Annotated in this window: 19 protein-coding genes; 5 read left to right on the forward strand and 14 right to left on the reverse strand. The window is 73.6% G+C overall.

Annotated elements, in window-relative coordinates:
* Positions 1-14: 14 nt before the first annotated feature.
* The 3 genes from AC29IT_RS06050 to purD form a co-directional block, all read right to left on the reverse strand.
* The gene (locus tag AC29IT_RS06050) at positions 15-1,280 is read right to left on the reverse strand and encodes a transglycosylase SLT domain-containing protein (RefSeq protein ID WP_488218091.1); all 1,266 of its coding nucleotides are present in this window, start codon (positions 1,278-1,280) and stop codon (positions 15-17) included.
* A gap of 25 nt (positions 1,281-1,305) precedes the next feature.
* The gene (locus AC29IT_RS06055) at positions 1,306-1,608 is read right to left on the reverse strand and encodes a hypothetical protein (RefSeq protein WP_358437513.1); all 303 of its coding nucleotides are present in this window, start codon (positions 1,606-1,608) and stop codon (positions 1,306-1,308) included.
* Between the two features lie 203 nt (positions 1,609-1,811).
* The gene (gene purD / locus AC29IT_RS06060; protein WP_488218092.1) at positions 1,812-3,071 is read right to left on the reverse strand and encodes a phosphoribosylamine--glycine ligase; all 1,260 of its coding nucleotides are present in this window, start codon (positions 3,069-3,071) and stop codon (positions 1,812-1,814) included.
* A 289-nt stretch (positions 3,072-3,360) separates the two neighbouring features.
* Between purD and AC29IT_RS06065 the strand changes: the two genes are divergently transcribed.
* Complete coding sequence (locus AC29IT_RS06065; protein WP_488218093.1) at positions 3,361-4,461, forward strand: glycerophosphodiester phosphodiesterase; 1,101 nt, start codon at positions 3,361-3,363, stop codon at positions 4,459-4,461.
* Positions 4,462-4,471: 10 nt separating this feature from the next.
* Here AC29IT_RS06065 and AC29IT_RS06070 read toward each other — a convergent pair whose 3' ends face one another.
* From AC29IT_RS06070 to AC29IT_RS06095, 6 genes are all read right to left on the reverse strand, one after another.
* On the reverse strand, positions 4,472-4,942 hold the full coding sequence (locus AC29IT_RS06070; RefSeq protein WP_488218094.1) for a hypothetical protein: 471 nt from the start codon (positions 4,940-4,942) through the stop codon (positions 4,472-4,474).
* Positions 4,943-5,053: 111 nt separating this feature from the next.
* Complete coding sequence (locus AC29IT_RS06075; protein ID WP_358437502.1) at positions 5,054-6,202, reverse strand: LLM class flavin-dependent oxidoreductase; 1,149 nt, start codon at positions 6,200-6,202, stop codon at positions 5,054-5,056.
* 14 nt (positions 6,203-6,216) lie between these two features.
* A complete protein-coding gene (locus AC29IT_RS06080) occupies positions 6,217-7,227 on the reverse strand; it encodes an ABC transporter substrate-binding protein (RefSeq protein WP_358437499.1) in 1,011 nt (336 codons plus the stop codon).
* 325 nt (positions 7,228-7,552) lie between these two features.
* Entirely contained in the window at positions 7,553-7,633 is an 81-nt protein-coding gene (locus tag AC29IT_RS06085; protein WP_358437547.1) for a putative leader peptide, read from the reverse strand.
* Positions 7,634-7,764: 131 nt separating this feature from the next.
* The gene (locus AC29IT_RS06090) at positions 7,765-8,400 is read right to left on the reverse strand and encodes an HNH endonuclease family protein (protein WP_488218095.1); all 636 of its coding nucleotides are present in this window, start codon (positions 8,398-8,400) and stop codon (positions 7,765-7,767) included.
* Between the two features lie 168 nt (positions 8,401-8,568).
* On the reverse strand, positions 8,569-9,276 hold the full coding sequence (locus AC29IT_RS06095; protein WP_488218096.1) for a hypothetical protein: 708 nt from the start codon (positions 9,274-9,276) through the stop codon (positions 8,569-8,571).
* 95 nt (positions 9,277-9,371) lie between these two features.
* Between AC29IT_RS06095 and AC29IT_RS06100 the strand changes: the two genes are divergently transcribed.
* Positions 9,372-10,658 carry an adenylosuccinate synthase gene (locus tag AC29IT_RS06100; RefSeq protein ID WP_358437492.1) on the forward strand — a complete coding sequence of 429 codons (1,287 nt, stop codon included), beginning with the start codon at positions 9,372-9,374 and terminating at the stop codon, positions 10,656-10,658.
* A gap of 121 nt (positions 10,659-10,779) precedes the next feature.
* Here AC29IT_RS06100 and AC29IT_RS06105 read toward each other — a convergent pair whose 3' ends face one another.
* From AC29IT_RS06105 to AC29IT_RS06125, 5 genes are all read right to left on the reverse strand, one after another.
* Positions 10,780-11,868 carry an FUSC family protein gene (locus AC29IT_RS06105; protein WP_488218097.1) on the reverse strand — a complete coding sequence of 363 codons (1,089 nt, stop codon included), beginning with the start codon at positions 11,866-11,868 and terminating at the stop codon, positions 10,780-10,782.
* 83 nt (positions 11,869-11,951) lie between these two features.
* Positions 11,952-13,337, reverse strand: a complete 1,386-nt coding sequence (locus AC29IT_RS06110) for a TraB/GumN family protein (RefSeq protein ID WP_488218098.1) — start codon at positions 13,335-13,337, stop codon at positions 11,952-11,954.
* Between the two features lie 166 nt (positions 13,338-13,503).
* Complete coding sequence (locus AC29IT_RS06115) at positions 13,504-13,911, reverse strand: DUF3151 domain-containing protein (protein ID WP_358437483.1); 408 nt, start codon at positions 13,909-13,911, stop codon at positions 13,504-13,506.
* 73 nt (positions 13,912-13,984) lie between these two features.
* A complete protein-coding gene (fbaA, locus tag AC29IT_RS06120) occupies positions 13,985-15,019 on the reverse strand; it encodes a class II fructose-bisphosphate aldolase (protein WP_358437480.1) in 1,035 nt (344 codons plus the stop codon).
* 208 nt (positions 15,020-15,227) lie between these two features.
* Positions 15,228-15,509 carry a YciI family protein gene (locus AC29IT_RS06125; protein ID WP_358437477.1) on the reverse strand — a complete coding sequence of 94 codons (282 nt, stop codon included), beginning with the start codon at positions 15,507-15,509 and terminating at the stop codon, positions 15,228-15,230.
* Positions 15,510-15,591: 82 nt separating this feature from the next.
* Here AC29IT_RS06125 and AC29IT_RS06130 point away from each other — a divergent pair, with 82 nt between their 5' ends.
* The 3 genes from AC29IT_RS06130 (at position 15,592) to AC29IT_RS06140 (ending at position 17,988) form a co-directional block, all read left to right on the forward strand.
* The gene (locus AC29IT_RS06130) at positions 15,592-16,167 is read left to right on the forward strand and encodes a SigE family RNA polymerase sigma factor (RefSeq protein WP_358437543.1); all 576 of its coding nucleotides are present in this window, start codon (positions 15,592-15,594) and stop codon (positions 16,165-16,167) included.
* Between the two features lie 371 nt (positions 16,168-16,538).
* Positions 16,539-17,687 carry an N-acetylglucosamine-6-phosphate deacetylase gene (nagA, locus tag AC29IT_RS06135; RefSeq protein ID WP_488218099.1) on the forward strand — a complete coding sequence of 383 codons (1,149 nt, stop codon included), beginning with the start codon at positions 16,539-16,541 and terminating at the stop codon, positions 17,685-17,687.
* A 76-nt stretch (positions 17,688-17,763) separates the two neighbouring features.
* Positions 17,764-17,988, forward strand: coding sequence for a hypothetical protein (locus AC29IT_RS06140; protein ID WP_488218100.1), 225 nt, complete (start codon positions 17,764-17,766; stop codon positions 17,986-17,988).
* The last annotated feature ends 153 nt before the right edge of the window (positions 17,989-18,141 follow it).

The following is an 18,141-nucleotide window of genomic DNA, read 5'->3' on the forward strand; positions in this document are numbered from 1 at the left end:
ACGCGACCAGGTGATCAGTAGCCCTGGTAGCCGCCGCCTCCGGCCATCGACTTGAGGCCCGGGTGTCCTTCGAAACCGCCGTAGCGGTCGAAGGTGTAGCGGACCCCGGCGATGATGTTGTCCACCGGGTCGTAGATGTCGTCGTGACCGGGGAGCTTGTGCGCCTGGAACGTCGGGTCGATGCACTGCATCAGGCCCTTCGACGGGGTGCCCTTGGCGGCGTTCGAGTCCCAGTCGTTGATGGCGTGCGGGTCGCCGCCGGACTCCTTCTGGATGATCGTCCAGATCTTGTCGATGTCCGCTTCGGTCACCGGGATGCCGTTGGCCCGCAGGATCTCGATGGCCTCCCGGATCCACTGGTCCACGTTCCCGGGCGGTGGACCACCACTGGGCGGGCCACCGCTGGAGCCGAGGTCACCGGAACCACCCGAGCCGCCGGAACCTCCGGAACCGCTGGAGCCGCCGGAACCGCTCGCCCCGTCCGAACCTCCGCCGGAACTCCCGGAACTCCCGGAACCGCCGGACCCGCTCGACGCGCCCGATCCGCCGGGACCGCCCGGCCCGCCCGGGGAATCCCCGCCCGGCCCGGTCGCGCCCGCCTGCTCGGTGCTCGCCGGGCCCGCGGGCTCCTGGAACTCCCACCGGGTCTCCCGTCCCGGCGCGGGCGTGAAGCCCTGCTCGCCCGCTTTCGGGATCGTCGTGAACACGTCCGCCATGCCCTCGGCCGCACCGGTGAGCTCGGTCAGCGCGCCGTGCAGCGCCTCGTTCGCCGCGGTGACCTCGCCGCGGGCGTCCGCGGCGTGCGAGTCCATCGCCCGGGTGATCGCGTCGTCGCGCACCCGGCGGGCCTGTTCCAGGGCGGCCGGGTCGTCCGGGTGCGCCCGTTCCGCCTCGCGGTAGGTGTCCTCGGCCTGCTTCGCGTCGGCCAGGGCGCGTTCGCCGATGCCGTTGAGCGCGTCCTTCGCGGTGCGCACGGCCTCGGCCGCCCGGTCCAGCGCGTCCGCCGAGCTCTCCAGCACCGACTTCGCCCGGTCGAACCCGCCGCGGACCTGGCCCATGTAGCCGACGAAGGCGTCCGCGGAGGCGCCCTGCCACGCGTCGTCGAGGCCGGTGACGGCGTTGGTCACGTCCCCCGAGGTGTTCCCGGTGGTGCCCGCCGCGTCGCGCCAGCGGCGCGCGATGTCGGTGATCGACTCGGGTCGGCTGCGCTCCAGCTTCCGCACCTGCTCGGCGAGCGCCGCGCCACCGGGCTTGCCGGCGATCTCCTCTGCAATGCCCATCTCGTCCCCCAGCTCGCGAGGCGGCTCAGACCCGCATCGAGTCTTCGTTGTGCTGCTCGATGTCCTCGACGCTGGTGCGGACCGCGTCGAGCGCGCCGCTGACGCTGCGGAGCAGCTGCTCGGCGGCGTCGAACTGCTGCTTCGCGGTCTCGTCGAGCTTCGTGACCGCGTCGGCGAGCCCGGCGGCGGCGTCCAGCTCGCCGAACAGGCCGGCCTCGGCGGGCCCGCCCTCGAAACCGTCGCCGATGGCGCCGACCGGGCCCGCCTTGCCCTCCAGCGCGGAGCGGCAGTCCTCCAAGGCCCCCATGTTGTAACCGGCGTCTGGCACGACCTCTCCTCGCTGCGGCCCGGATGTCCGACGGGGTCGACGCGCCACACCGGCGCACCGTTCCACCCGATCTCATGATTACCCCGGACGGGGGCGCGCGGCGGTGTTTTCGCCGAAGAGCAGTCGAACGGTCCCGGACGCGGCGAACCGCGCGCGGCCGTGGCTCGCGCGCGGTTCGCGGTCGTTCGTCGCAGGCGGTCCGGTCAGGCGGGCGGGGTGATCTCGCCGCGGGCGGCGCGCAGCGCGATGTCCACGCGGTGGTGCGAGCCGGGCAGGCGCACCGCGGCGACGCGGCGGTACACCTCGTCGCGAGCGGCGTCGAGGTCCGCGCCGGTGGCGACCACGGACAGCACCCGGCCACCCGCGGACAGCACCGCGCCGTCCTCGCGGCGCCGGGTCCCGGAGTGCAGCACGCCGATCGCGTCGCCACCGGTGATCACGTCGTCCACCCGGGGCCGGCCCGGGTAGCCCTCGGCGGCCACGACGACGGTCACCGCGGCGCCGTCCTCCCACTCCAGGGCGGGGGCCGCGGCGAGCTCACCGCGGGCGACCGCGTCCAGCAGCCCCGCCAACGGGGTGCGCAGCAGCGCCAGCACGGCCTGCGTCTCCGGGTCGCCGAACCGGCAGTTGAACTCGATGACCTGCGGACCCGACGAGGTCAGCGCCAGGCCCGCGTACAGCAGGCCGGAGAACGGGGTGCCGCGTTCGGCGAGCTCGTCCACCACCGGTTGCACCACGGTGCGCACGACGTCCTCGGTGAAGCCCTCCGGCGCCCACGGCAGCGGCGCGTAGGCGCCCATGCCGCCGGTGTTCGGGCCCGCGTCGTCGTCGCCGACGCGCTTGAAGTCCTGCGCGGGCAGCAGCGGGACCACCGTGGTGCCGTCGACCAGGCAGAACAGCGAGGCCTCCGGACCGTCCAAGAAGGACTCCAGCAGCACCGGGTGCCCGTCGTCGAGCAGCGTCAGCGCGTGCGCGCGCGCCGCGTCGAAGTCGGTGGTGACCAGCACGCCCTTGCCGCCGGCGAGCCCGTCGTCCTTGACCACCCAGGTGGGGCCGAAGCGGGCCAGCGCGGCGTCCAGCTTCGCCGGGTTGTCCACCGTCTCGCTGTGCGCGGTGGGCACCCCGGCCGAGATCATGACGTCCTTCGCGAACGCCTTGGAGCCCTCGATGCGGGCGGCGCCCTTCGACGGCCCGAAGCAGGGGATGCCCGCGGCGCGGACGGCGTCGGCGGCTCCGGCGACCAGCGGGGTCTCCGGGCCGAACACGACCAGGTCGGCCTTCCAGCCGGTGGCGAGCTCGGTCACCGCCGCCGGATCGGCGACGTCCACCGCGTAGGGCTCGGCGAGCGCGGCGATGCCCGCGTTGCCGGGAGCGCAGGCCAGGGCGGTCACCGACGGGTCCTTCGACAGCGCCAGCACGATCGCGTGCTCACGGCCGCCTGCCCCGATCACCAGGATTCGCACGAGCGGAAGCGTAGAGCGTCCCGCGCGCCGCCGACGGCGGCCCCCCGGCGCGATGTGGTGAACCGGACATGACCGGCCGGTGACCGGCGGAGATCATCTCGCGGTACGTTTCCCGGCCTCCCGGTGCGGCAGCCGCGAACCGGGCCCGGCGCGGGAGTGCGCGGGCGGAGGCGTGTCGCCGTTCCTTCACCCCGTCGTCGGATGTTCTTGTCCCGTTGGTCGCCCGCCACCGCGAAGGTCGGGCCGGGCGCGCGGCCCTTCCCCGCGCCACGAACTCGCTGGAGGACAGATGTCGATCCGGGTGCGCCTGGCGGCGCTCGCCGTGACCACCGCCGCCGTGCTGAGCGCGATCGCCCAGCTGCCCGCCGCGGCGCCCACCGCGACCGCCGCTCCGGAGGCCGGTCGCGTCGAGGTGTTCGGGCACCGGGGCGCCTCCGGCTACCGCCCGGAGCACACGCTGGCCTCCTACGAGCTGGCGGCGCGGATGGGCGCCGACTTCATCGAGCCGGACCTGGTGCCCACCAAGGACGGGGTGCTGGTGTCCCGGCACGAGAACGAGATCAGCGGCACCACGGACGTCGCCGACCACCCGGAGTTCGCCGACCGCAAGACCACGAAGACCATCGACGGCGCCGAGCTGACCGGCTGGTTCACCGAGGACTTCACCCTCGCCGAGCTGAAGGCGCTGCGCGCGAAGGAACGCATCCCGCAGCTGCGGCCGAACAACACGATCTACGACGGCCGCTTCGAGGTGCCGACGTTCCAGGAGGTCGTGGACCTCTCCCGCCGGTTGTCGGCGGAGCTCGGCCGCGAGATCGGCGTCGCCCCGGAGACCAAGCACCCCTCCTACTTCCAGCGCATCGGCCTGCCGCTGGAGCCGCGCGTGGTGCGCGCGCTGGACGAGAACGGGCTGAACCGGCCGGACGCGAAGGTCGTGGTGCAGTCCTTCGAGGTCGCCAACCTGCGGGAGCTGGACCGCTCGCTGCGGGTGCGGCTGGTGCAGCTGATCGCGGACAGCGGCGCGCCGCAGGACTTCGTGGAATCGGGCGACCCGCGCACCTACGCGGACCTGGTGACGCCGGAGGGCCTGCGCGGCATCGCGGAGTACGCCGACGTGATCGGCCCGGACACGAAGGTGCTGCTGCCGGTCGACGAGTCGGGGCACCTCACCGGGCCGACCTCGGTGACCGCGGACGCGCACGCGGCGGGCCTGCAGGTCGTGCCGTACACGGTGCGCGCGGAGAACGACTTCCTGCCCGCGGACTTCCGCTCCTCCGCGGTGCCGTCCGAGTTCGGCGACGTGCTCGGCTACTTCGACGCGCTGTTCGCCCAGGGGATCGACGGGGTCTTCAGCGACTTCCCGGACATCGCGGTGGAGGCCCGCGGCTGAGCCGGTCCGGTCAGGGCCGCCGCGGGGCGGCCCCGACCGCCCGGAAGTGCGCGTTCGACGCGGGCACGAACAGGAGCACCAGTCCCGCGCACACCGCGACCAGGTGCGCGGCGCGCAACGCGGCGAACGTCCACGCCCACGGCCCGGTACCGGTCAGGAAGGCCTGCTCGACCGGGAGTCCGCCCAGCACCTCCGCGATCGGCGGGCCGACCATGCTCGCGGTGCCGAGGCCGCCGACGAGCACCGCCACCGCGATCCGCACCCCGTTCCCGCCGCGCCGCAGCCGCAGCACGAGGACCAGCACCGCGGCGTAGACGGCGCCACGCAGCACCAGCTGCCCGGCGAGCCCCTCGGCGGGCGCCCCCTCCGCGACGAGCCGCCCGACGTGCAGCACCGTCTCGGCGACCCCCGCCGCCACGGCGCAGGTCCAGGCGATGATCGAGCGGCGCACCGCCGCCGGTGCTGCGTCCTTCGGTTCCACGGCCCGTCTCCCCACGTCGTCCCCCGGCTGCGGGTCGAACGTAAGCGGCGCGGCGGGGCGCGGGGATCGGGTTCGTCCCGGATCGCGGCTCGGGGTGGTCCCGGACCGGGCTCAGGAGGCGGCGACCGGGCGGGGCGCGGGGGTCGCGGCGGACTCGGACCCGGCGAGGAGGCCGCGGCGGGCGAGGATCGGGCGCACGCCTTCGCCGAACCGGTACGCCTCCTCCAGGTGCGGGTACCCGGAGAACACGAACTCCTCCACGCCGACGTCGTGGTACTCGGACATCAGGTCGGCGACCTCCTCGTGGCTGCCGACGAGCGCGGTGCCCGCCCCGCCGCGCAGCAACCCGACGCCGGACCACAGGCCCGGGTGCACTTCGAGCTTCCGCGCGTCCTCGTGCAGCACCCCGCCGTGCAGCTCGGCCATCCGCCGCTGCGCGGTGGATTCGGTGGCGGCGAACTTCGCCTGCGAGGCGGCCACGTCCGCCGGGTCCATCTGGTCCAGGAAGCGCTGCGCGGTCGCCCACGCCTCGGCGGAGGTGTCCCGGGTGATGGTGTGCGCGCGCAGCCCGAACCGCAGGGTGCGGCCCTCCGCGGCGGCCAGCTCCCGCAGCCGGGCGATCCGCTCGCCGACCTGCGCGGGCGGTTCGCCCCAGGTCAGGTGCACGTCGGCGCGGCGGGCGGCGACGGGCAGCGCCGCCGGGGACGAGCCGCCGAAGTACAGCGGCGGCACCGGGTCCGGCACCGCGTGGGCGGTGGCGCCGCGCAGCCGGTAGTGCTCGCCGTCGAAGTCGGCCGGTTCCCCCGACCAGATGGCGCGCAGCGCGGCGAGGAACTCGTCGGTGCGCTCGTAGCGGCGGTCGTGGTCCAGCCAGTCGCCGTACCGGCGCTGCTCGGTCGACTCGCCGCCGGTGACGATGTTGAGCAGCAGCCTGCCGCCGGAGACCTGCTGGTAGGTGGCGGCCAGCTGCGCGGCCAGCGTCGGGGTGAGCGAGCCGGGCCGGAACGCGACGAGGAACTTGATCCGCTTGGTGCGCCCGAGCAGCGCCGCGGTGGTCACCCACGCGTCCTGGCACCAGCTGCCGGTGGGGGTGAGCATGCCGGTGAACCCGAGGTGCTCGACGGCCTGCGCGACCTGCGCCAGGTAGTCGATGTCCGGTTCGCGGGGCGTGTTCGCGGCGGCCGCCGTGACGTGCGGTCTGTCCACGATGGACCGTCCGTCGCCGTGGGTGGGCAGGAACCAGTGCAGGGTGATGCTCATGCGTCTCCTCCTGGTCAGCGGACGGCGGCGAGCCGCTGCGCGAAGCGGGTGTCGACGTACTCGGCGAAGTCGAAGCTCCGCGGGATCTCCCCGGCCTGCACGAACGCGTCGGCGAGCTCCTGCGAGGAGCGGACCACCGCGTCGTCCAGCGGGATCGGCAGGTTCGGGCCGGCGTCGGTGGCGCGGCGGGTGACCTCGATCGGCAGCCCGGTGTCCTCGGCCCACGCCCGCGCGCGCTCCGCGCGGTGCGAGTCGGAGAACAGCTGGGCCTGCGCGACGCGGACCACGTAGTCGGCGAGCGCGGTGTTCTTGGCGGCGTCCGCGAGCGCCTCGTCGCTCGCCACCTGGAAGTCGAGGCCGTTCGAGATGCCGGTGCCGTCGGTGAGCACCTTCGCGCCGGTCTCCAGCTGCACCTGCGCGAAGTACGGGTCCCAGATCGCCCAGGCGTCCACCTCGCCGCCGTTGAACGCGCCGAGCGCGTCGGCGGGCTGCAGGATCACCAGCTGCACGTCGTCCGGGGTGAGCCCGACCTTCCGCAGGCTCAGCAGCACCTGCCCGTGCGCCGAGCTGCCGCGGGCCAGCGCGATCTTCTTCCCGCGCAGGTCCTCGACCCGCCGCAGCGGGGAGTCCCGGGGCACGATCAGCGCGTCGCTGGTCACGTTGCCCTTCGACGCGGACACGACCTTCACCTCGCGCTTCGCGGCGGCCGCGAACAGCGGGGGCGTGTTGCCGACGCCGCCGATGTCGATGGCCCCGGCGGACGCGGCCTCCAACAGCGGCGGGCCGGAGGTGAACGTGGCCCACTCGATCGCGTAAGGCGCCCGGTCCAGCCCGGCGGAGCGCAGCAGGGACTGCGAGTTGCCCTTCTGGTCCCCGACGCGCAGCCGCACCCGGCGCAGCTCGTCGTCGCCGACCGGCGGCGGGACGGGCGCGGTGGCCGCATCGGGGCCGCGACCGCACGCGCCGAGCAGCCCGGCGGTCGTGGTGGTGAGGGCGAGGGCGGCGAGGAATTCCCGACGGTGCACGGTGTCATCGCTTTCGCTGAGCAGAGCGGAACCCGGGCCGCGCGGGGCGTCCCGGACGAACTGGTGACCGCCCGTCCTTCAACCCGCCCGGTGGGTGGTGTCCGTGTCTCGTCAGCGGCGGAGCCGCTGAGCCGCCGACCACCTGATCAGCCGGACCACCCGCGGGCTCTCAGCGGTTCCCTCGCGAGGACGGCGATTTCGCTGTGTACGGACCGGTACATGAGAAATCGCGGCCACACCGGGAAAGCGGGCAGCGAGGGAACCGCTGAGGTTCCGCTACCCGAGCACTGCGCAACAGAAGTTGAAAGACGGGCGAAGAAGACCCTCAGCGGAGGCGACAGAGGGCGCTGGCCTGCCGCCGGAGGTCGACGTGCAGGCGCCCGGTCAGTGCGGTGCGCGCGGTCATGCCCAGCAGGTTCGCACCGGCGCGATCTCCCGGTCAACGCCCGCCGGACCGCGTCCCACCAGGTGGCACCGCAGCGCAACGCCCCGCCCACCACGGAGGTGAGCGGGGCGCGGGTCCGGCGTCGACGACGATCAGCAGCTGCCGAGCGCGTCCTTCAAGGCGGTCTTCTCGGCTTCGGTGACGGTCAGCTCGTACTTGTGCTTGGAGCCGATCCACATCGAGGCGTAGGTGCAGTGGTAGCCGGCTTCCGGCGGCATCCACTGGTCCGGGGTCTTGTCGCTCTTGGACTGGTTCACGTTGTCGGTGACGGCGATCAGCTGCGGGCCTTCGAGGTCGTTGGCGAAGGCCTCGCGCTGCTCGTCGGTCCACTCGGAGGCCCCGGAGCGCCAGGCCGCGGCCAGCGGCACCACGTGGTCGATGTCCACATCGGACGGTTTGGTCCAGCTCCCGCCGTCGTATGGGCTGTTCCAGGTGCCGGAGGTCGGGTAGCAGTCCGAACCGACCTCGACGTCCTCCCCGTCGCGCTTGAGCACCGACTCGCGGGTGTTGCAGCCGTCGGGGCCTTCGATCCAGTGCGGGAACCGGTCCCGGTCGTAGCCGTCGAGGGAGCCTTCGGGGGCGACCTGCAGCGCGTCGAGCTGGGTCTGCGCGGTCGCCGCGTCGGGGATGCCGGGCGGTTCCGCACCGGCGGGCACGGCCAGGCCCAGCGACAGGGCGCCGGCCAGGGGGAGAGCGGTCAGGGCTGCGCGAAGCGAACGTGTCGGCATGGGGTCCTCCGCTGGGCTGATCTCGCCGATGTCGATCCTGACCTTCATCGAGCGAGGTGGCCATGGCAATGCCCCGAAGTGACTAGGCGGTGACCTGTCGTGAAACCGCCACCGGCGCCGCGCCGGTTCTGGGAAAACCGTGTGTGCGCAGGGGTTTTCGGTCTCCGGTCAGGGCCGCACGAGCAGCAGGTCCTCGGTGTGGCGGTACCAGGCCCACTTGGTCACCGGCCGCGGGTGCGGCACGCCGTCGCGGAGCACGGTCGCCTCGCGGAACCCGGCCTGCACCGCGCGGCCGCGGGTGGTGTCCCGGCGGGTGCGCAGCAGGCCGCGGTGCACCGCGGTGACCCGCAGGCCGTCCGCGGCCGGGTCCAGGTTCGCCGACATCGGGTCGGAGGTCGGTTCCGGCAGCGGTTCCGCCGCCGGGTCGGGGGTGATCTCCAGGCTCCGCGCCGGGCCGTGCAGCACCCGCTGGTCGTCGCAGTACACCTGGCCGGTGATCGGCTCCACCCGGCCGCTCGCGATCAGCAACCCGCCGTTGTCGTCGCGCACCAGCGCCGACGGCCGGGCCGCCCCCTCGAACGCGAGCCGCTCGGCGTCCGGGCCCACCGGGATGCCCCACAGCCGGGTCGCGGGCGACTCGGCCACCGGCACGTAGCCGACGGCGAGGTCGGCGATGCGGTTCCGGCGCAGCAGCCGCAGCACCACCGCCGCCAAGTCCGCATCGGTACCCTGGACGACGACTCGCCCGGGGCCGTCGGGCAGCAGCGCATCGACCTCGGCCTTCCCGGGAGCAGGCGGAACCGGATGCCACTCCACGTGACCGCCCGGACGCGTGGGGTGGTCACCGTTTGTGCAGCACAGTGCAGTGGTACTCACGTTTCGCTCCTGGTTTACCCTGATCGACCGGCATCAGTGTCGCGTCGGAGCGGGGAGTCGCTCGCGCGGACCCACAGTCCAGGTTGGAGTTTCACATGCCGGCGATCGTGCTGATCGGAGCCCAGTGGGGCGACGAGGGCAAGGGCAAGGCGACCGACCTGCTCGGTGAGCAGGCGCAGTGGGTCGTGCGCTACCAGGGCGGCAACAACGCGGGTCACACCGTGGTGCTGCCCGACGGGCAGGACTTCGCGCTGCACCTCATCCCCTCCGGCATCCTCACGCCGGGCGTGACGAACGTGATCGGGAACGGCGTCGTCGTCGACCCGGGCGTGCTGCTCGACGAGCTCGCGGGGCTGGAGGAGCGCGGCGTCGACACCTCCCGCCTGCTGCTGTCCGCCGACGCGCACATGATCATGCCGTACCACGTGGCGATCGACCGCGTCACCGAGCGCTACCTCGGCAAGAAGCAGATCGGCACCACCGGCCGCGGCATCGGCCCCGCCTACCAGGACAAGGTGGCCCGCGTCGGCGTCCGCGTGCAGGACCTGCTGGACGAGAAGATCCTGCGGCAGAAGGTCGAGGCCGCGCTGGAGTTCAAGAACCAGCTGCTGGTCAAGGTCTACAACCGCCGCGCGCTCGACGCCGACGAGGTCGTGGACACCGTGCTGGAGCAGTCCGAGCGCTTCGCCGGCCGCATCGCCGACACGAAGCTGCTGGTCAACGAGGCGCTGGAGCGCGGCGAGACGGTGCTGCTGGAGGGTTCGCAGGGCACGCTGCTCGACGTGGACCACGGCACCTACCCGTTCGTGACCTCCTCGAACCCGACCTCGGGCGGGGCGTGCGCGGGCTCCGGCATCGGGCCGACCCGGATCAACGCCGTGATCGGCATCCTGAAGTCCTACACCACCCGCGTCGGCGCGGGCCCGTTCCCGACGGAGCTCACCGACGAGGCGGGCGAGAACCTGCGCAAGCAGGGCGGCGAGTTCGGCGTCACCACCGGGCGCTCGCGGCGCACCGGCTGGTTCGACGCGGTCATCGCCCGCTACGCGACCCGGGTCAACGGCATCACCGACTACTTCCTCACCAAGCTGGACGTGCTGTCCGGGCTGGAGACGATCCCGGTGTGCGTCGGCTACGACGTGGACGGGCAGCGGGTCACCGAGATGCCGATGACGCAGACCGGCGTGCACCACGCGGTGCCGGTGTACGAGGAGCTGCCGGGCTGGTCCGAGGACCTCAGCGCGGCCCGCAGCTTCGAGGACCTGCCGGTGAACGCGCAGAACTACGTGCTGCGCCTGGAGGAGCTGGCGGGCGCCCGCATCTCCGCGATCGGCGTCGGCCCCGGCCGCGACCAGACGATCGTCCGCCACACGATGGCGTGAGCTGAGCACCGAACACCGCAGGTGAACGGCCCGCCCACCCGGTTCTGCCGGACGGGCGGGCCGTCCCGCTCCGCGCGGGCCCTCGCACCCGGCGCGGCCGGTCACCTCCGGCGCGGACCGCTCACTTCGCGCGGGGGTGCAGCGGCGGCAGGGCGGCGATCGCCTCGGTCCGGGTGAGGCCGGTGGCCTGCAGCAGGTCGACCGCGATCGAGCGGACCTGCAGCACCACCACCTGCATCGAGAAGTCGCCCTCGCCGAGCAGCTCCACCGAGGACTTCCGCGCCACCGCGCGCGCCGCCTCCCGCGCCTGCAGGGGCTCGTTGCCGCCCGCCAGCTCGTCGCGCAGCAGCACCACCGACCCGGCCAGCTCCTCCAGCAGGCCCGGCAGCGGGCGCGGCACCGGCTCGTCGTCCCGCAGCGCCGACATGGCGCGCCGCGCCAGCACCCGGGTGTTCCGCAACGCGCGGTCGATCGGCGTGGCCGCGGCCTCGTAGCGCTTCAGGTCGCCGCGGCGGCGCCAGCGGATCGGCGCGATCTTCGCGATCTCCCCGCCCGCGTCCAGCGCGGTGCGGAACTCGTCCACCAGCTCCTGGCTCTTGCGCACCTTCGCCAGCGTGTCCGAGGCCAGGTCGGTGTCCCGCCGCGACACCGCCCACGCCACCCCGCGCAGCCCGTCGGTGAGCGCCCCCAGCACCAGCCTGCCGTTGCGGTGCGCCACCGCCAGCGGGTTCGCGGGCAGCAGCGCCGCCACCGCGAACCCGATCAGCCCGCCGACCGCGGCATCGATCATGCGGGTCAGGCCACCCGCCGAAGCAGGCGGCAGCAACGTCGCCACCAGCACCGACGAGGACGCGGCCTGCAGCACGATGATCGCCCCGCTGTCCGCGAGCACCGCCGTGCTCATCGCCAGCGCCACCACCAGCGCGATCTGCCACGGACCGGTGCCGATCGCCGAGATCAGGATGTCCCCGACCCCGATGCCGATGCTCACGCCGACGACGAGCTCCAGCGCCCGCCGCAGCCGCTGCCCCAGCGACACGCCCAGCGACACCACCGCGGCGATCGGCGCGAAGAACGGCGCCGGATGCCCCACCAGGCTCTTCGCCACCGCCCACGCCAGCCCGGCGGCGACGGCGCACTGCACGATCGGCACCCCCGACCGGAACAACCGCCGCAACCGCCGACTCAACTCCTGCCGAACCCGATGCACGAGCCCATTCTCCGCCACGTCGATCGTGGACGGGAACAGCGCCGGAACGTCCTCCCGATCGCTCCGCGGTGGACGCTTCGGCGCTACCCGCCGGGGTGGATGGAAATCGCTTCGTCGGGGCCGTTCAGCCGGATGGCGGGCACCCCGAGGTAGCGGGTGAGCCCCGGGATGAGGTCGGGCAGCTCCGGGGTGGCCGGGTAGTCCATTCCCACCAAACCCTCCCGGGAACCGCCGAACCGGTGGTCGCGCGCGTGCGATTCGCCCACCACCGCCGCGTACGCCCCGGGGTGCCGGGCCTGGTCCTGCTCGATCTCCCGGGCCGCGAAGGCGTTCATCAGCCCGGCCCGTTCGTGCTGGGTCCAGCGCCGCCCGTCCTCGGGGTCCGCCGCGAGCACGAATCCGCGCTGCACGTTGAAGGAGTCGATGCCGCGGATGCGGACGCCACCGACCTGGCGCGCCGCCCGCAGGAGCCGTTCCGGGCCGGGGTTTCGCAAGCTGGCGAGGAACGAGGTGAGCGGGTCCGGCATCCGGGCCTGCTCGTCCGCGAAGTACTCGTCCACCAACCGCTGGACATCACCGGCGCGGAGGATTTCGAGGTAGATCGTCCGGAGCCCGAACGACTTCGCCGCTTCCAGGTTGTTCGCGAGGAACAGGTAGGCGCTCGGGTCGGTGTGCCGTTCACCGATCAGCAGGCCGTCGCGGCCGTCCTCCTGGAGGACTTCGCGCAGCAGGTCCAGCGACGGGACCGACGGCCGCCCCCGCATCGGGTCCGGCGGCTCCACGGCCCCGGCCGCCGTGCCGGCCCGTTCGACCGCGGCGCCGCGCCCCAGCGCCACCCGCTGCTCGTCCGCGTCCTCCCAGTAGCCGCGGGTCGACTCGACGCCCTGGCCGTACCGGGCGAACGCCCGCGCCCGGTCGGCGGGCAAGCGTTCCCCCTGCTCGCCCTGCTCCTCCGCGTGCAGCGTCGCCGCGCGGGCGCGGAGGACGTCCGCCAGCTTCGGGTAGATCTGCGGGAGCAACCGGGCGTCGTAGCGCACCAGCACCGTTCGGGTGCCGCCGTCGAAGCGGATGTCCTCGTCCTCAGCGAAGCGCGGGTTGTCCTGCTCCGCCGCGTCGAGCACCGTGTTCCACTCGTCGGCGACGTCCGCGTCGGGGGACCGTCGTCCGGTGCCGCAGCAGAACAGCTGCGACCAACCGCTCTGCCGCTCCGGCAGCGGTCGCGGCGGGAAGCCGACCTCCAGTGAGTGCGTCGGCGCCGATGGCCCCGCCCGCCCGGGCGCCGGGGCCGGGCCGCCGAGCTCGGACAGCTCCACGCCCTCCTCCGCCGCCCGCGCCACCACGGCGTTGCCCACCGTGCGTTGCAGGGCCAGCAGTCGTCGCTGCTCCGGTGAGCCGGAGAGCACGCGCCGCACCGGGGACCGCCCGGACCGCCGCGCGGGCTCGGCCGGCACCGCCTCCACGTCGCGCACGGCACGCCTCCTGCTCCCGGCAACCCGAGTGCCCAGCGTCGCCGGTGCGGGCCAGGGACCGGAAGGGCTCCGAGCCCCCAGGCGGGGGCAGCGCCCTTGCGCGAACGGGCAGCGGGAGGCACCGGCACCCCCGGTTCCTCCCGCGCAGCCCGTTCCCGCCCAGGCGTCACGCGACTCCGGTGGCCTCCACCGACGCCGGGTCGCTGTCGAGCAGGAGCTGGCGGCAGCGGTCGAACTCGTCGGTCTCGCCGATCGCGCCCGCGGCCTTGGCCAGCACGGCGACGGCGCGCAGCACGCCCTGGTTGGGGCGGTGCCGCCACGGCACCGGGCCGAAGCCCTTCCACCCGGAGCGGCGCAGCGCGTCCAGGCCCCGGTGGTAGCCGGTGCGGGCGTAGGCGTACGCGGCGATCGTCTCGCCGTTCTCCAGCGCGGCCTCGCCGAGCTGCGCCCACGCGGCGCTGAAGGTGGGGTGCTCGGCGGCCACCAGGGCCGGGTCGGTGCCCGCGTCCAGCGCGGCCTGCGCGGGCTCGTTCTCGGGCAGCAGCGTTTCCGGTGGCTCCAGCAGGTTCGTCATGGCGCCATCTTGTCACCGGACGCACGAACGCCACCCCGGCGGCCGGGGTGGCGTTCGACGAGCGGTGCGGCGGTCAGCCGGCCAGCATGCGGCCCGCGGACTTGAGCGTTTCGCAGCCGTGCGCGACGCGCGCGGCCATCGCCTGCTCGGCGGCCTTCAGGTAGCTGCGCGGGTCGTAGACCTTCTTGTTCCCGACCTCGCCGTCGATCTTCAGCACGCCGTCGTAGTTCTTCAGCATGTGGTCGGCGATGGGCCGGGTGAACGCGTACTGGGTGTCGGTGTCGATGTTCATCTTCACCACGCCGTAGGACACCGCTTCGTGGATCTCCTCCAGCAGCGAACCGGAACCGCCGTGGAAGACCAGGTCGAACGGCTTCGAACCGGCGGGCAGGCCCAGCTTCTCGGAGGCGACCTCCTGGCCCTGCTTGAGGATCTCCGGGCGGAGCTTCACGTTGCCCGGCTTGTAGACGCCGTGCACGTTGCCGAACGTCGCGGCCAGCAGGTAGCGGCCCTTCTCACCGGCGCCGAGCGCCTCCACGGTGTGCTCGTAGTCGCCCGCGGCGGTGTAGAGCTTCTCGTTGATGTCGTTGGCGACGCCGTCCTCCTCGCCGCCGACGACGCCGACCTCCAGCTCCAGGATGATCTTCGCCTTGGCGGCGAGGTCCAGCAGCTCGGAGGCGATCTGCAGGTTCTCGTGCAGCTCGATGGCCGACCCGTCCCACATGTGCGACTGGAACAGCGGGTTCTCGCCGCGGTCCACCCGCTCCTGGCTGATCTGGATCAGCGGGCGGACGTAGCCGTCCAGCTTGTCCTTCGGGCAGTGGTCGGTGTGCAGCGCGATGTTCACCGGGTACTTCGCGGCCACGACGTGCGCGTACTCGGCGAGCGCGGTGGCGCCGGTGACCATGTCCTTGACCTTCGTGCCGGAGGCGAACTCGGCGCCACCGGTCGAGACCTGGATGATGCCGTCGCTTTCGGCCTCGGCGAAGCCGCGCAGCGCCGCGTTGAGCGTCTCCGACGAGGTCACGTTGATGGCCGGGTAGGCGAATTCACCTGACTTCGCCCGGTCCAGCATCTCCGTGTAGACCTCGGGGGTCGCGATGGGCATCGGTCGTCCTCCTCGGGGGATGGAGTCGTTCTTGGCAGCGGGGAGCCGCGCCGAATCCTACGAGGGCGCGCGGGGTCCGCGCGGGCCCGTGTCGATCAGCGCTACCCGTTCGCGTCATAGGGAAGACCACTGGATCGGTGCGGATCTGCACCCCTGTCGGAATCCTCACACCTTCGGGGGTGCGGGGTCGCCTGAACAGGCCAGTGGATCAGGAAACCCAGGAACCGGTGATCGCGTGCCACTCCCGGATCGCGGTCGACGCGAGCACCCCCTCCCGGAGGTACGGGTCGGCGTCGAGCAGGCGCTGCACCGCCGCCTCGTCCTCGGCCTCGTACACCAGCTGCGCTCCGGCGCCGTCCGCGTACGGGCCGCCCGCGAGCAGCACGCCCTGCTCGGCCAACGACTTCGCGTACACCCGGTGGTCCGGACGCACCGCGAGCCGCCGTTCCTCGTCATCGCCGTAGACCATTTCGACCACGAACTTCGCCATTTCGGACCTCCCTGATCACGAACCTCGGGCGGACGCTACCCGGCCGAGGGACAGCCGCCCGGTGAGCCGGTACTTTCAGATCATGTTCGGGGATTCCTCATCGGGGGTCGAGCGCAGCGTCGAGCAGACGCTGGGCCACCTCCGCGCCATCGACACCGCATCCACTCCCACCGACCAGCCGCTCACCCTCGAAGACCTCTACCGCCAGCAGCGGATGCGCATGGTCCGGCTGGCGATCCTGCTGGTCGACGAACCGGCGACCGCGGAGGACGTGGTGCAGGAGGCGTTCACCGGGCTCTACCGCAACTGGTCCGGGCTGCGGGACGCGAAGGCGGCGATCGGCTACCTGCGCACCGCGGTGGTCAACGGCAGCCGTTCGGTGCTGCGCCGCCGGAAGACGGCCCGCGAGTACCAGCCGCCGCACCAGGCCGACGCGCGCTCCGCGGAGTCGCTGGCGATGCTCACGGCCGAGCACCAGGCGGTGGTGGCCGCGCTGGGCGAGCTGCCGCCGCGGCAGCGCGAGGTGCTGGTGCTGCGCTACTACGGCAACCTCACCGAGGCGGAGATCTCGGAGGCGACCGGGGTGTCCAAGGGCACCGTGAAGTCCACCGCCAGCCGCGGCCTGGAAGCGCTGCAGAAGGTCATGCGCTCGCACTGACCGCCGTCCGCCCACGTCAGCGGTCGCCCGCCGTCGTGCGACCGCTGATCAGGTGAGCCGGGTGCGGAGCGCGAGCAGCGGACACCACCGCGCCGCGCTTCCCGCACCGCCACCGCGACCGGCGCGGAGCCCGCCTCCGGCTGATCGAGATCACCCGATCCACACCGGCCTTTCACCCGGACGCCGCCGCGACCGGGCGACCCCGCGCCGCTCCGGATGAAGACCACACCGGAATGGTGTAGACCACCGGAGTGCCGGTGCCGGAGGATGGACGCCGGACGTCGACCGCACACCCGAGCGCCGCCCGCCGCGCGGCGCCGCCCGCACCCGCGGATCGCGGGACGAGGGCCGAACGAAAGTGGGGACCCCCCGTGAGCAGCGCGCACGACACCGGCGCAGGCACCCTCACCGCGAGCCGCATCGTCACCCCGGAAGGCGTGCTGGAGGACGGCTGGATCCGCCTGTCCGGTGGCACCATCGCCGAACTCGGCACCGGCCCGGCCCCCGCGGGCGCCACGGACCTCGGCGACGGCTGGCTGGTGCCCGGCTTCGTCGACATCCACTGCCACGGCGGAGGCGGCGGCGCCTTCACCGGCCGCGACGCCGAGCAGGCGCGGGCAGCGCTCGCCGCGCACCGCTCGCACGGCACCACCACCATGCTCGCCAGCCTCGTCACCGCACCCGTCCCCGACCTGGCGGACCAGGTCAGCGCGCTGCACGACCTCGTCGTGGACGGCCTGGTCGACGGCATCCACCTCGAAGGCCCCTTCCTGTCCGAGGCGCGGTGCGGCGCCCACGACCCGGCGCTGCTGCGGGCACCGGACCAGCACTCCGTCCGGACGCTGCTCGACGCGGGACGGGGCTCGATCCGGATGGTCACGCTCGCCCCCGAGCTCGACGGCGCGGTGGACGCGGTGCGCACCCTCGCCGAGCACGGCGTCATCGCCGCCATCGGCCACACCGACGCCGTCCGCGAGCAGGTGCTGCCCGCCGTCGACGCGGGCGCCACCGTCGCCACCCACCTGTTCAACGGGATGCGCCCGCTGCACCACCGCGAACCCGGCCCGGTCGGCACCCTGCTCGACGACGAGCGCGTCACCGTCGAGCTCATCTGCGACCTCGTGCACCTGCACCCCGCCGTGGTGGCGTTCGCCGCGCGGCACGCCGGCACCGGGCGGACCGTGCTGATCACCGACGCGATCAGCGCCACCGGGGCCGGGGACGGCACCTACGAGCTGGGGAAGCTGCCGGTCACCGTGGTGGACGGGGAGCCGCGGCTCGCGGACGGATCGCTGGCGGGCAGCACGCTCACCATGGACGTCGCGTTCCGCAACCTCGTCGAGGGCGCCGGGCTGCCGGTGACCGATGCCGTGCACGCCGCGTCGACCCGGCCCGCCGAGCTGCTCGGCGCCGCCGACCGGGTCGGCTCGCTGCGCCCCGGCCTCGCCGCCGACTTGGTGCTGCTGGACGACGACCTCCGCCTCCGGCGCGTCATGAAGTCCGGGATCTGGCTGGACTGACCGCGCCCGCCGTGCCCGCCTCGCCACGCGTCCGCGATGTCCGGCCGCGCCCCTCGCGGTGGTTAGGCTGACCGGTATGGATAGCTCGCGGGACACCCCGGAAAGCCTGTTGTCCGCGGCGCTGCGCGCGCAGGCGGTGGGCGGGCAGCCCGGGAACGCCGCCCCGACTCCGCCGCCGATGCCGATGGCGCCGCCGCCGGCCCCCGCGCGGCGCAGGCTGCCGGTGGGCCAGGTGCTGCTGTTCGCGATGCTGCTGGGCATCGCGGCCGGCGGCGTCGTCGGCGTGCTCACCCTCGGCTGAGCGGCCCGCGCCCGCGCCACCTGCGATACCGGACGAATGGGACGTTCGACGCGGAGCACGCGGGTTCGGATCCGGCGGGCTCCCGGCGTGGCGGCTTGCGCCGAGCCCGGTGGCCGAGGTCGGGCTGGCCGTTCGCGCTCAGCGGGCACCGGT

The organism is Saccharopolyspora sp. MMCC62 (assembly GCF_057736575.1).